Genomic DNA, 14,502 nt, shown 5'->3' with positions numbered 1-14,502 from the left:
GATATCACGGCTATCCGCTTATGCTTAATCTTATAACGCTTCCCGGAAAATCTCTCCTACCGTAGGATGAGGGAAAACAATCTTCTTCCATGCGGCGGCAGTCAGTCCAAGCTCAATGGCAGTACCGGCAAGAGTGATAATTTCCGAAGCAGGATTGCCCAGCACATGTGCTCCGATTATCCGTTCCTGTTCATCCAGCAGTACTTTGCAGACTCCGTTCACACCTTCATTCTCTGCCACAAAACGACCGGAATAAGCCATCGGAAGTTTCACCACCTTATAAGTAATTCCTTTTGCTGAGGCTGATTCTTCCGTTTCTCCGACTCCTGCAATCTCCGGATTCGTGTAAACAACACCGGGGATAGCCCGGTAACTCATTGCATCTTCCTTACCCAAAATAGAATGTACGGCAACCTCCGCCTCACGGACAGCCGTATGAGCCAGCAAAGAAAAGCCTGTCAGATCACCGCAGACATAAACGCCGGACAGCGAAGTCTGCATCTTCTCATTGACCTTGATAGCACCACGCCCGGTTTTATCCAGATTCAGATTTTCGAGTCCGAAACCTTTCGTCACAGGTCGGCGTCCAACGCTCATCAATAGTTTTTCTGCTATAACACTGCCCTTTCCTTCTGCATTCTCGTATGAAACAACCGCACCTTCTTCCGTCTGTGATAAGGCGACAACTTTAGTGCTGAGCAGGAATTTAATGCCCCGCTTCGCATATTCGGCACGAAGCAATGCAGACAGTTCCTTATCCATTCCTCCCAAAATCTCATCCATCATCTCAATCACCGTCACCTGCACACCGAGACTATTAAAGAATGAAGCAAACTCCATACCGATCACGCCACCGCCTACAATGGCAAGGGAGGCAGGCAGTTCCTTACTGTCCAGCGCATCCCGATGCGTCCAGTAATTCACCGTTTCCACGCCAGTAATAGGAGGGATAAAGGTCTCGGAGCCTGTACAAAGAATCAGATTTTCCGCATTGTATGTCTCTTCGCCACAGCGAACCGTATTTTTATCTATGATCTGCGCCTCTCCCGTCACTATCACGACATTATTGGAGGTCAGCTTTGCCTTTACACCCAATACCAGTTTGCGCACCACTTTACTTTTGCGGGCAATGATCTTCGGCAAGTCAAAAGAGACTTCGGAGACATTCACCGCATATTTCGAGGCATGACGTGCACTGTCGTAAGTCTTTGCCGAATACAACAGAGTTTTCGTCGGGATGCATCCTTCATTCAGGCAGACACCTCCCAGATTGTTCTTCTCGATAAGGAGTACGCTCAAACCGGCTTTGCCGGCAGCTTCGGCGGCTGTATATCCTGCGGGACCGCCACCGATGATAATGACTTGGTATTTCATAGGTATAAAATTTATAGTTCCATTCTCTTTTTAATCAACTCCACAAATTCACGTTCCTTGACAGGCATCACCGAAGCAAACTTCCCGTTTCCATACTCTATCAAGACATAATTCGTCACCGAAAACTTTCCGAATTTCATGGAATGATACTTCCGGATAGCCGTGATTTCGGCAATTGGAATTACTTTTTTACGCATAAAACGTCCGGTGGATATCTCCAGAAGTCCATCGGTAGATACGGTATAAACCGTATGAATAATCTGTTCGATGACTACAATAAGCAGGAGCATTAGTAGCACTGCCGGCAAGATATATTTACACCACAAAGCACCGACGGCATTTACAGTAAGCACCACCAGCAGAAAATACTGGTACCAGGCGATGCGGGCATGAAAAATTCGATTCATTTTGTCAGATTTTTGCGTGCAAGGTAGCAAATTTATGAATTAGTGACAACGAAAAGAACAACGAAGTGACTTATTTTGTAGCTTTGCGGTGAGAAATAAACAAAATTATGGTAAGAAAATTCGATTTCCTCGTTATCGGCTCCGGAATTGCCGGTATGAGTTTTGCGCTCAAAGTGGCGCACAAAGGTAAAGTTGCTCTTATCTGTAAAAGCGGGCTGGAAGAAGCCAATACGTACTTCGCACAAGGAGGAGTGGCGTCCGTCACCAACCTGCTGGTGGATAATTTCGACAAACACATTGAAGATACGATGATTGCCGGCGACTGGATCAGCGACCGTGGCGCAGTAGAAAAAGTAGTGCGCGAAGCGCCTGCGCAAATTGAAGAACTGATCAAATGGGGCGTGGACTTCGACAAAAACGAGAAAGGCGAATTTGACTTGCACCGCGAGGGAGGACACTCCGAGTTCCGCATTCTTCACCATAAAGATAATACGGGAGCAGAGATTCAGGACAGCCTGATCAAAGCTGTGCAAAGGCATCCGAACATCGAGGTGATCGAAAACCAGTTTGCCGTTGAAATACTGACCCAGCATCATCTGGGAGTAACCGTTACCCGCCAGACACCGGACATCAAATGCTACGGTGCCTACATCCTCGACCCGAAAACCGGAAAAGTAGATACCTACCTCGCCAAAGTGACTCTTATGGCCACCGGTGGAGTAGGAGCTGTTTATAAAACGACCACCAATCCGCTAGTCGCTACTGGAGACGGTATCGCCATGGTCTATCGTGCCAAAGGTACGGTGAAGGATATGGAGTTCGTACAATTCCACCCTACCGCCCTGTACCATCCGGGTGACCGCCCTTCGTTCCTGATTACGGAAGCGATGCGTGGCTACGGTGGCGTACTCCGCACAATGGACGGCAAGGAGTTCATGCAGAAATACGATCCCCGTCTTTCACTCGCTCCGCGCGATATCGTAGCCCGTGCCATCGACAACGAAATGAAAAATCGGGGTGATGACCATGTTTATCTCGACGTCACCCACAAAGACCCGGAAGAGACAAAGAAGCACTTCCCCAATATTTACGAGAAATGCCTCAGCCTGGGCATCGACATCACCAAAGATTACATTCCGGTAGCTCCGGCAGCCCACTATCTTTGCGGCGGTATCCTCGTAGACTTGAACGGACAGTCTTCCATCGAACGCCTCTATGCAGTGGGAGAGTGCTCCTGCACCGGTCTCCACGGTGGTAACCGTCTGGCTTCCAACTCACTGATCGAAGCTGTCGTATATGCCGACGCTGCCGCCAAGCATAGCCTGAGAGTTGTAGACCAGTATGCCTACAACGAAGCTATCCCCGAATGGAACGACGAGGGAACCCGTTCACCGGAAGAGATGGTACTGATCACGCAAAGCATGAAGGAAGTCAACCAGATTATGAGTACTTATGTAGGTATTGTCCGCAGTGACCTTCGCCTGAAACGTGCCTGGGACCGACTGGATATCATTTACGAAGAAACTGAAAGCCTGTTCAAACGCAGCGTAGCCTCCAGAGAGATTTGCGAATTGCGTAATATGGTCAACGTAGGATATCTGATTATGCGTCAGGCGATGGAACGCAAAGAAAGCCGCGGATTGCATTATACGATTGATTATCCACACGCTAAAAAATAATCATGAAAACATTAACTAGACTATTTATTCTTTTATTCGTTATGGCAGGTGTAAGTTCCTGCTATACAGGGATCCCATTGAAACAAGGCAAATCGGAAAACAACCGAACCTACGAAGTCAGCTATTTGTTCGAGCATGACGGAGTCAAAGTCTATCGTTTTATGGATATGGGAAACTATGTGTACTTTACCACAAAGGGGGATGTGACCAGTATCAAGAATGACTCTACGAAAGAAAGGACTGTAACGATCTACAGAGATGATACAGTCAGATAATGAAATGTCTTAATAAATAAAATGCCGCTTGCAATTATATGCAAGCGGCATTTTTATTATCTAATAAACACCTCTTATTAATAGTTTTCTTTCTTCACCTCGAAATAAGCCTGCGGATGCAAACATGCCGGGCAAACTTCGGGAGCTTCCTTACCGATTTCGATATAACCGCAGTTACGGCATTGCCATACCACTTCGCCTTCTTTAGCGAATACGGTCATATTTTCGATGTTGTTCATGAAAGCCAGGTATCTTTCTTCGTGGCCTTTCTCGGCGATTGAGATATTGCGGTACATAGCGGCAATCATCGGGAAACCTTCCTGTTCTGCTACATCAGCGAAATGAGGATAATCCAGTGACCATTCTTCGTGTTCGCCGGCAGCGGCAGCGCGAAGATTTTCGAGTGTATTACCGATCACACCAGCCGGATAGCTGGCAGTAATTTCTACCATACCACCTTCCAGGAACTTGAACATACGTTTAGCGTGTTCCTTTTCCTGATCAGCTGTCTCTGTGAAGATTGCTGAAATTTGTTCGTAACCTTCCTTCTTTGCAACACTTGCAAAATAAGTGTAACGCATTCTAGCCTGTGATTCTCCTGCGAATGAAGTCAGCAGATTCTTCTCTGTCTGGGTTCCTTTAATACTTTTAGTCATAATTCTAATCTATATTTAAATTGGTTATTACCAAACGTAACTTGTCGTACTATTTATAACGCAAATATAAGCGATTTGTTCGTAATAAGCTCCCTTTTCTTGATGAATAAAAACTATCAATTCATAGATAAAACCTATCAACAATCAAATAGCATGTTGCTAAACATACTTATCTCGATTATTTTGCGTAATTTTGCAACCTCTACTTTGCAAAAGAGCAAATTATATATAATAATTCACAGAAATGAAGTTATTTGAATTTAAACCCAAATTGGTTTCTTGTTTAAAGAATTATTCGAAAGAAACGTTTATGGCGGACCTGATGGCAGGCGTCATTGTCGGCATCGTAGCACTTCCACTGGCCATCGCCTTCGGTATTGCTTCGGGAGTATCGCCCGAGAAAGGTATTATCACCGCTATTATTGCCGGATTCATCATCTCTCTGCTGGGAGGAAGCAAAGTCCAGATCGGCGGACCGACAGGAGCTTTCATTGTGATCATTTACGGCATCATCCAGCAATATGGCGAAGCCGGACTGATTGTGGCAACGCTCATGGCAGGTGTTCTCCTTATATTATTAGGAGTGTTCAAGCTCGGAGCCGTTATCAAGTTTATTCCGTATCCCATTATCGTCGGTTTCACCAGCGGTATTGCTGTTACCATTTTTACTACGCAGATTGCCGATATCTTCGGACTATCCTTCGGAGGTGAAAAGGTACCGGGAGACTTTGTCGGGAAATGGATGATTTATTTCCGTCATTTCGATACCGTGAATTGGTGGAATACCATTGTAAGTATTGTCAGCATCATTATCATTGCAATCACTCCCCGGTTTTCTAAAAAAATTCCCGGTTCGCTGATTGCTATTATTGTAGTGACAGTGGCCGTCTATCTGATGAAGACTTATGGCGGAATAGATTGCATTCCGACCATCGGCGACCGTTTCACCATTAAGTCAGAATTGCCGGATGCCGTTGTACCGGCTCTGGATTGGGAAGCTATCAAAAATCTGTTTCCGGTAGCTATCACTATTGCAGTGCTGGGAGCTATCGAATCACTCTTGTCTGCCACCGTAGCCGATGGTGTGATAGGCGACCGTCATGATTCCAACACGGAACTAATCGCACAGGGTGCGGCAAATATCGTAGCACCATTGTTCGGAGGTATCCCCGCTACCGGAGCTATTGCCCGTACGATGACGAATATCAACAATGGAGGTAAGACACCGATTGCAGGTGTTATCCATGCGATTATCCTTCTTCTGATTCTTCTTTTCCTGATGCCCCTTGCACAGTATATTCCGATGGCTTGCCTTGCCGGAGTACTGGTCATCGTATCTTATAATATGAGCGGCTGGCGCGTCTTCAAGGCTTTACTGAAGAATCCGAAATCCGATGTCACCGTACTGCTGATCACTTTCTTCCTGACTGTTATCTTCGACTTGACAGTTGCCATCGAAGTAGGACTGATCATCGCCTGCGTACTCTTCATGAAACGTGTCATGGAGACTACTGAAATCTCCGTCATTACGGATGAGATCGACCCGAATAAAGAATCGGATATCGCCGTCAACGAAGAAAACATCATGATCCCTAAAGGAGTGGAAGTATATGAGATCAACGGTCCTTACTTCTTCGGTATCGCTACGAAGTTCGAAGAAACGATGGCGCAACTGGGAGACCGTCCGAATGTACGCATCATCCGTATGCGTAAAGTTCCGTTCATCGACTCCACAGGTATTCATAATCTGACTACACTTTGCGAAATGTCGCAGAAAGAAAAGATTACCGTCATTCTTTCCGGAGTCAATGAGAAAGTATACAAGGTGCTGGAGAAATCCGGATTCTATGAATTGCTGGGAAAAGAAAATATCTGCCCGAACTTCAAGGTAGCGCTGGATAGAGCGGAAGAAGTCATGAAATAAAGAGATTCCAACATAAAGAAAGAGCCATTTTATCTCCTGCTTTTCGGGATTAAAATGGCTCTTTTTATTTTAAGAGAGGAGGGATTACCGCTCCACTAAACTTTTAGAAACAAGCCCCGTTTATACATCATTCTCAACAGGAAGAAAAGAATAAGATAATTAGCAAAAGTAAGCCATACGGGATAATAATCTCCGATGTATTGTTTCAACCCGTAACTGACCGAATCAGCAATGCAACGGAAGTTCACCACTTCGCCCAACAGGTAAGCCGTGATGGAGTTCATACCATACACTTTCAACCAGTTCAATCCACGGCTGTGTCCTTTATAGTCAATCCAGTAATAGAACAATGCCATCAACAGAAAGCAATAACCACCGGATAGTAATGTCATACTACCTGTCCACAAACGCTTAATGATAGGCATCTGCAAACTCCAAAGCATCGCCAGCCCTACTAAAAGCACACCAATGACCGACAGAGTCTGTACCACCTTTTTACGGTCCGCTTTCCCTTCTTTCATAATCTTTCCGGCAAAAGCTCCGAGCATGACAGTCACTCCGAATGTCAGACTGCTCCATATCCATGTGTAATTGTAATAAGGTGAAAAGCTCCACGTTCCGTCCTCATTCCAGAAAACACCATCTCTGAAACGACCTAAAACCCATCTGTCCACCTGTTCGGCAAAGTTTCCAGCCGGTGTGAAGTCACCCAAAAATGTCATGGGAATCCAGTATATGAAAAGCAACAATAAAGTGATTCCTATCTGCCACCTGAATGAAAAATGTAACTGAATGACTGCCGCAATAAAATAGCCGACAGCAATAGACTGCAAAGTATTTGAATAGAGATAAATATGACTGCTGTCCAGTCCAAGCAGATTTCCCTGAACAATCATTCCGAAAATAAACAGCAAAAACACCCGCCTCAGAATCCTCCGATAGACGGGCCAGTAACTGCCGGACATACCGACGTACTTTGACAGTGAAAACGGCATCGAAGCACCTGTCATAAACAGGAACAACGGCATCACAAGATCCCAGAAACGGAATCCCTCCCACACTTCATGATCAAACTGATAAAGGATATCGTTGAGAAACGGCAAGTTCAACTGTCGTGCCAATGCCGCAAACACCGGCTGAAAGAAGACAAGAAGAAATAGATCAAAACCTCGAAGAATATCCAAAGAAGCAAGTCTGGATGTGTTATTCTCTGATAATTTACTCATAGTATTAACAAATTCATATTATTATTCAGTTATTGTCTCATCAAAAACATATTCTGTAAAGCGTCTTAATACAAATATATTCAAAACTTCTTTCCCCTGCAAGTACCTCGGAAAGGAAATGAATCATTGGAATAGAAGCTAAGTTAGAGTAAATCGACCAAAATCTGTCAGAGAATGACTAAATAGTATTATTCCATATTCAAATTAGGTTGTAATTTTGCCCTAGACCTAAGTGAAGTATTTGTCAAATCCTAATTAATAAAACAATAGTATGAAAAAACATTTTCTGATTTTTACAATCTCTCTTTTATTTTTCTCGCTTGCACAAGGCAAAGTGAAGCTCCCTGCCATGATGGGAGATCATATGGTACTCCAACAAAACAGTTCCGTTAAGCTGTGGGGATGGGCAGACGGCAAAAAGGTGACTGTCACCACCTCTTGGAATAACCGTACTTATAAGGTATCGACAGACGATGAGGGAGCATGGCTGGTCAAAGTGGATACTCCTGCCGGAAGTTTTACTCCTTATTCTATTACCATCAGTGACGGGACCCGGGTCACGCTATCGGATATATTAATAGGAGAAGTATGGATATGCTCCGGTCAGTCTAACATGGAAATGACCATGAAAGGAAACATGGGACAACCCATCGACCATTCGCTGGAAACTCTTCTGAACGCAGGCAACTACCGCGACCGTATCCGTTTTATCACTGTCCCCCGAACCAAAGGAGTGAAAGAACGGACAGACTTTGAAGGAGCGAAATGGGAAGTTTCTTCGCCCGAAACCACTATGGATTGCAGTGCCGCAGGTTACTTCTTTGCCCGACAACTGACGGAAACGCTTCATCTCCCCGTAGGACTGGTCATCAACAGTTGGGGAGGTTCACGAATCGAGGCATGGATGACAGAAGAAACGCTCGCCTCCGTGGAAGGCGCAAATATAAAGGCCGCCAAAAATCCAAAGTTAGATACGAATAGCCGACTGCAATGTCTGTATAATATCATGTTACTGCCTGTGAAAAACTTTACGGCACGCGGATTTCTATGGTATCAGGGAGAGTCGAATCTATTCAACTATCAGATCTATGCTCCGATGATGACCGCAATGGTCCAGCTTTGGAGAAATGTATGGGAAGCACCGGATATGCCTTTTTATTATGTCCAGATTGCTCCGCACAAATATGGAAACAGCCGAAATATAAATTCCGCCTTATTGCAGGAAGCACAAATGAAAGCATTACAGACAATCCCCAACTCCGGAATGATTCCTACGATAGATGTCGGCGACGAGTTCTGCATTCATCCTCCTCAGAAAAATGTAGTAGGACTCCGGCTGGCCAATCTCGCACTGACTAAAACATACGGTCTCCATAAATTTCCATCTACCGGACCAATGATGACAAAGGTGGAATATTCAAAGAACAAAGCGATCGTCACACTCGACAATGCCCCTTCCGGACTGGCACCGGGCAACTGTGAATTGGAAGGTTTCGAAATTGCAGGAGCCGACAAGAAATTCTATCCGGCAAAAGCACGGATTGCAGGTCGCACAAGAAATGTAGAAGTATGGAGCGATCAGGTCGCCCAACCGGTAGCCGTACGGTATGCTTTCCGCAATTATGTAGGAAACATCACTTTACGCAATACATTGGGGATCGCTGCTTTCCCGTTCCGGACGGATACATGGGATGATGTAAAGTAAGAGCTGATTAGCCTGTGTGCAGGGTATATATGTCCTGCGTACAGGAGCTATATATCCAACGCGCAGGAGCTATATATCCAATATATTGGGCATATAGCTCCTGTATATTGAATAATAGTCCTTTTTCAATACACTATATTTTATTCATTCCTGCACAGCTTTGAATCATTTCCTGCGTGTAATGAGCTAAACAGTACAAGAATAGACTAATACTGATTAACACATATCTGCCTCTTATCTTTAATAAATCTATCTCCAAGTTATGCATAAAACTATTCGTCTGACAGTTGTTGAACTTTCGTCTGACAGTTGTTAGACGAAAGTTCAACAACTGTCAGACGAATAGGCTCAAGTATAACGAGTACTAGTTCTTTGCATACACAGTATTAAGTCTTAGTAAAGGAAGTGATCTGCAGGCTAGTATTTACTTTATTATTATCAACGAAATTATAAAACAAAATTATTTGTAAAACAAATAATTATCGCTACTTTTGCCACATGCTTACTTTCGCTCGTAGAAAGAAAGCTTTAAATTTTGTATTGAGAACGGTTATTTATTGCACTCACCATAGAATCCACTAATTTTATCCACGAGTGACAATGAGTGACAGGTCTCGCGCACAATCGTATATATACTTTGTTATATACCAGTTGGGCGTGGGACTATCACTTATGTCGTGGAGGGGTCGTAGTGGATACCTATGGTGACGTATAGTAGATAGTTTCCACGTCCTCTTTTTTATAAACCGCGCACCAACAGGAAACTGATGCGGCAACATAACAAAACATGCAATCAGATTTTAAAAAAGACATTATTCAGTTAATGCAATCTACTAAACTCCTTCACTCTCGACTCTCCGAGTTATCGGAAGAAGAAAAAGGAATTGCTTATGAACTGTTGAACCGTTTGGCCGACGGAGCCGTCGATGAAAACTACACTATGCTGGACTATATGCAGATGGCACGCCTTTATTACAATCTTGGAGAATTAAGTAACAATTTATTTGGAGAGCAAGATAACCCACATTATAAAAAAGCCATTTACTATTTAGAGAAAGGAGGCATTGACCTGAGTATGAATAAATGGCTGGAACTAATCAGTTTACGTACAATAGAATAAAGATTACTATCTAATAGAATGATTCTCACTTCATAAAAAGAGTATTCAAATGAAGAAATCCCTAACCAGATTAAATATGGAGGTAGCAGACTGAAGGACTGCTTGTGAAAGTAATCCTTCCCGTCTGTCTCCCAAAGAGGATGCCAATAGTTCCCCACAGGCATCCTCTTTTGTTATATATCAATGATTTACACGAAATACATTCTAGAATGAATGCATCCTCAGTTGCTTATCAACCAATATTCCGTCTTTCAGATTCAGATCAAACTTCACTTTACGTTTCGCTTTCAATTTCAGAATAAAGAGTTCTTCCGAACCTTCCAAAGCCTCCTGTTTTCCCATATTGACGAAAGTAGGATAGAGGGATTTCACACCATTTGTATGCAGACGGTCATAAGTCAGATTTTCCATTGCTTTCATATTCAGCGGTTCCACACCTACAAATTCATAGTCGCTCTGATCATAAGGCAAAGCAAAGCTAAGTGCATTAACCGACCGCAGATCATTACCCTTCACACGGATTTCAACGATTTCGTCCTTTTGATACTGCTTCTTCGGAGTACTGATAGACAGAGAGCCGGATACTTTCTCCGTAGCTTCCCTGTCGACACCACCGTCGAGCTGAGTGGCTACGACAGAAATATCATAAGCATCTATCAAGTCATTCATGTTGATATCGCCTTTGCTGATATAACCTTCAAAGTCTGAATCGCCACGACGCAATCCGGTATAGTTCATATAAGAAGTCAGGTCATTGCGGTCGATCTTGTCATCATTGTTGATGTCGCCTTGCAGGTAACTTGCCGTTCCCGGTACTTTGAATACGTAGATCTCACGACCGGAACCGTAGTTTCCTACACCTGCCGTAACGTTCAGTTTGATGTAACGTGCATTTGGACGCTCTGTGAAAGTGAATACTTTTACATCACCGTTCCGCTGCCATTCGAATGCTCCGGCTTCCGTCCAGTTTTCTTTGTCCATACTGTAAGATACCGTTCCTTTCAGCAGTGTACCGTTGCCGGCATCCGCACGGGGCAGATAATGGAACTTATCCAGTTGGTTAACTGTTTTGAGGTCGATAATCAAATCTAATGGTATGGAGTTAACATTATACTTCGTGTGCCATGTATCTCCCGATTCGGAGAAGTTGAACAATCGGTCTACACCGAATCCTCCCTGCGATGCGGCAGTCGATTCGCCTTCAATGCCACGAATAGCAAATTCCAGCGGATTAGTCTTCGTTTTCACCTGAATCTCTGCCCATTCGGAAACACCGTCTTTGTTGACAGCACGCACTTTGAATGCGTAAGGAGTATCCGCTTTCAAGTCTTCAAACAGTAAGTGAGTATCCCGGATAGTCGTATAAAGCATTCCGTCAAATTCAATCTCATAGTAATCGGCATTGGGTACTTTGTCCCAAGTCGGTTGCAGGGTATATGCTTCTCTGTTCTGCTCGCTTACCTGAGCGTTTTGCGGTGCAGACAGGGTTCCGGTACTTACCAAGTTCCGGTCGGCCGGTTCAAAACGGAAACCTTCCACGTCCAGTTCGATACGATTGGCGGTGATGTCGGTGCTGCCCAGTTTGATGTGCAACAGCGGATTCTTTGTGATAACCACTTTCTCAAATTCACTTCCTTTGGTTGCAAACTTATTCAGATTGGGGGTTTCTTCGTACCAGAATACGTTTTCTCCATTCAGAAGTTCCGCTGCCGTGCTTACTTCCGTCAGTTTTACTTTCTTGTTGTTGATTCTTGCAGTCAGTTTCTTTGGTTTCTCCGTGACGTTGATGCGCAGTTCCGTCTTTTTATCTTTTACAAAACCGTCGAAACTTCCGGCTGTGGGATGAATGGTGATAGTCACACGGTTCTTTGCGTCTACGTTCGATTCGATCAGGGTAGATACCGATTTCTCCTGACGGTAGGCTTCCGTCACACCGTCGTCGTCATATTCTACGGTTGCAGTATGGCGGTTCGGATAAAATTCATAGATGCGAAGTGAGGGGTCTATTTCGCTGACATTATTGTTAGGTTGTGTCATCGGAATAATAGCACCGTTCTTTACGAATACGGGTAACTTCCAGACCGGAGTATCGAAGTTGCTGAGAATACGGTTGCCTTCGTATTTCTCTCCGCTGAAATAATCTATCCAAGTGCCTTCGGGCAGATAAATTCCATTGCGGATATCATTGCCTTCTTTATCAGCTTTCGTATTCTGATAGACAGGGGCTACGAGAAAGTCGGTACCATACATATATTGGTAGCGGGTAGCCGTTCCGTATGTATATTCATTCGGATAGTCGAGGAACATGGCACGGATGAGAGGCATACCATCCACCGCTTCACGGGCAAAGCTATACGTGTAAGGCATCAGTTCCGATTTCAGTTTGAGATACATGCGGTTAATGGATGTAGCTGGTTCGCCTAAAGCATGGGGGTACTTTTCGTTGGCGCCCCAGCCATCCATATTCAACTGCATGGGGGTAAATGTTTTCCATTGGAAATCACGTATATTGACTGCCGCATTCTTTCCACCGAAGATACCGTCCATATCCGAGCAGATATTCGGCTGGCCGGACAGACCGGAACCTATATAAGTAGGGATATGAAAACGGATATATTCCCATTCGCCTCCGGTCTGGTCGCCCGACCAGATGCCGGCATAGCGTTGTGTGCCTGCCCAGCCGTCCAGTGAAATGATAAAGGGACGGGCATCATTGCCATAATAAGGCATAATATGTCCTACGTCCGCCACTCCGTTCAATCCAAAGGAATAGCCGGCTCCTACCCATGCCACGTCAGTTTTGAGTACACGCACACCGGCATCACGGACTTCTTTCACGATGTCACGCTGCAATAAGGCGCTTACACCTTCCTTCGGGTGCAGGTCCGACTGTGTCCAGAGTCCTATTTCCACACCGTTCTTGCGGGCATATTCTCCCAGGCTTTTCAGATTGGCGATGTTGCCGTCCAGTGTTTCCGTCTGTCCGTATCCGGCTCCGTAACCGTCGTTCGGCAGTAACCATCCGAGAGGCATATCATGATTCTTGTAACGGTCGATAACGGCACGTGCCGAGAACTGATAATTGTTCTTTTCACCATTCAGAGACTCTTTGATGCCGCCATTGTCTTTCTGGCTTTCTTTATAACGCTTTCCGTCTTCAAAAAGGATTCCTTTCTCGTCTTCCTTCCAGTAGTCACGGTTGTAGGCATTGAGATGTCCTTCGTAAAAACCGAATTTGGGCAACAAAACGGGGTTTCCCGTCAACTGATAGAAATCATTCAACAGGGAAACAGCTCCGTCGTTGACCATATAGAAAATATCAAGGTAAGAAGAATTGTGAGACAGTTTCACTATGTTTTTCTCTGTTGCTCCAAAGTCGTATTCACCTTTCCGGAATGTGTACCACATCATTCCGTAACCATTGGTAGACCAGTAGAAAGGGGCAGGGGAGGCCACTCCGCCATCCGTCCAGCTATTCTGATTTTCGATGGCAATAACCTTGCCTTTATGAGAGAAACGTCCGTTTTGCACACCGCCTCCGTAGAAGTATTCTTCGGGATTCTCCTTTAAGGTTACGGTCACTTCTTTAGGACCGAATACCACCGGAGCGATTTCTTCGATCACACATTTGCCGGTCAACGGATTAAAGACTTTCATCAGTCCGGTCTGCTTATTCAGTTCAATCCGTACTTGGGCGGTAGTAAGGGTGATATATCCATCTTTCTCGTCTACCGACAGTCCGGAAACTTTGCGTCGTGGCTGGTCTACAAGTATCTGCGCTTCAGGTTTCGCTTCAGGGTCACGGATGACGCCTCCGGAATTGTCCTGAAAGACACGGAAAATATTCTCTCCGTAAAAGTCGATAGTCATCCGTTGCTGGTTCGCGAACAGTACATCAACCGTCGTCGGGTTTATTTTTTCTGCACGAAGGATTCCCGCAGTCTGTTCCTGGCGGACAGATGCCGAAGAAACGTCACTCTGATCCGATGCTGCGGATACCTGTATGGAAGAAAAGGAAATCGGACATAAGAATAAAATGGCGGTAATACGCCTGAGATGTCGTAAAGAGATGGGGGTTTCTTTTTTCATGTTTTTATTTATTTAGTATTAGACATTAAGTGCCTTTGTATATTCTT

Annotated in this window: 10 protein-coding genes; 5 read left to right on the top strand and 5 right to left on the bottom strand. The window is 44.7% G+C overall.

Annotated elements, in window-relative coordinates:
• Positions 1-30 precede the first annotated feature (30 nt).
• On the bottom strand, positions 31-1,374 hold the full coding sequence (lpdA, locus tag ACHLI0_RS13500; RefSeq protein ID WP_490749377.1) for a dihydrolipoyl dehydrogenase: 1,344 nt from the start codon (positions 1,372-1,374) through the stop codon (positions 31-33).
• Between the two features lie 11 nt (positions 1,375-1,385).
• Positions 1,386-1,781: a PH domain-containing protein gene (locus tag ACHLI0_RS13495; RefSeq protein ID WP_270300190.1), complete on the bottom strand. Its 396-nt coding sequence runs from the start codon at positions 1,779-1,781 to the stop codon at positions 1,386-1,388.
• A 107-nt stretch (positions 1,782-1,888) separates the two neighbouring features.
• Between ACHLI0_RS13495 and nadB the strand changes: the two genes are divergently transcribed.
• Positions 1,889-3,460: an L-aspartate oxidase gene (nadB, locus tag ACHLI0_RS13490; RefSeq protein ID WP_011108697.1), complete on the top strand. Its 1,572-nt coding sequence runs from the start codon at positions 1,889-1,891 to the stop codon at positions 3,458-3,460.
• Positions 3,461-3,462: 2 nt separating this feature from the next.
• Positions 3,463-3,735 (top strand): DUF4884 domain-containing protein, encoded by a 273-nt coding sequence (locus tag ACHLI0_RS13485; RefSeq protein ID WP_008767421.1) that lies wholly within the window; start codon positions 3,463-3,465, stop codon positions 3,733-3,735.
• Positions 3,736-3,812: 77 nt separating this feature from the next.
• On the opposite strand, the gene rbr is transcribed toward ACHLI0_RS13485, so the two are convergent.
• Complete coding sequence (gene rbr, locus ACHLI0_RS13480) at positions 3,813-4,391, bottom strand: rubrerythrin (protein WP_008762794.1); 579 nt, start codon at positions 4,389-4,391, stop codon at positions 3,813-3,815.
• 244 nt (positions 4,392-4,635) lie between these two features.
• Between rbr and ACHLI0_RS13475 the strand changes: the two genes are divergently transcribed.
• Positions 4,636-6,315 carry a SulP family inorganic anion transporter gene (locus ACHLI0_RS13475; RefSeq protein WP_008762793.1) on the top strand — a complete coding sequence of 560 codons (1,680 nt, stop codon included), beginning with the start codon at positions 4,636-4,638 and terminating at the stop codon, positions 6,313-6,315.
• A 95-nt stretch (positions 6,316-6,410) separates the two neighbouring features.
• On the opposite strand, the gene ACHLI0_RS13470 is transcribed toward ACHLI0_RS13475, so the two are convergent.
• Positions 6,411-7,541 carry an acyltransferase family protein gene (locus tag ACHLI0_RS13470; RefSeq protein WP_490749376.1) on the bottom strand — a complete coding sequence of 377 codons (1,131 nt, stop codon included), beginning with the start codon at positions 7,539-7,541 and terminating at the stop codon, positions 6,411-6,413.
• A 271-nt stretch (positions 7,542-7,812) separates the two neighbouring features.
• On the opposite strand from ACHLI0_RS13470, the gene ACHLI0_RS13465 reads away from it, so the two are divergent.
• Together ACHLI0_RS13465 and ACHLI0_RS13460 are read left to right on the top strand one after the other, a co-directional pair.
• A complete protein-coding gene (locus ACHLI0_RS13465; protein ID WP_490749375.1) occupies positions 7,813-9,246 on the top strand; it encodes a sialate O-acetylesterase in 1,434 nt (477 codons plus the stop codon).
• Between the two features lie 823 nt (positions 9,247-10,069).
• On the top strand, positions 10,070-10,366 hold the full coding sequence (locus ACHLI0_RS13460; RefSeq protein WP_225664787.1) for a hypothetical protein: 297 nt from the start codon (positions 10,070-10,072) through the stop codon (positions 10,364-10,366).
• A gap of 204 nt (positions 10,367-10,570) precedes the next feature.
• On the opposite strand, the gene ACHLI0_RS13455 is transcribed toward ACHLI0_RS13460, so the two are convergent.
• Positions 10,571-14,455 carry a TIM-barrel domain-containing protein gene (locus ACHLI0_RS13455; protein ID WP_490749374.1) on the bottom strand — a complete coding sequence of 1,295 codons (3,885 nt, stop codon included), beginning with the start codon at positions 14,453-14,455 and terminating at the stop codon, positions 10,571-10,573.
• Positions 14,456-14,502 lie beyond the last annotated feature (47 nt).

The sequence above is a fragment of the Bacteroides sp. RCH18 genome (assembly GCF_058231005.1).
This window is presented reverse-complemented; position numbering and strand designations above follow the sequence as displayed.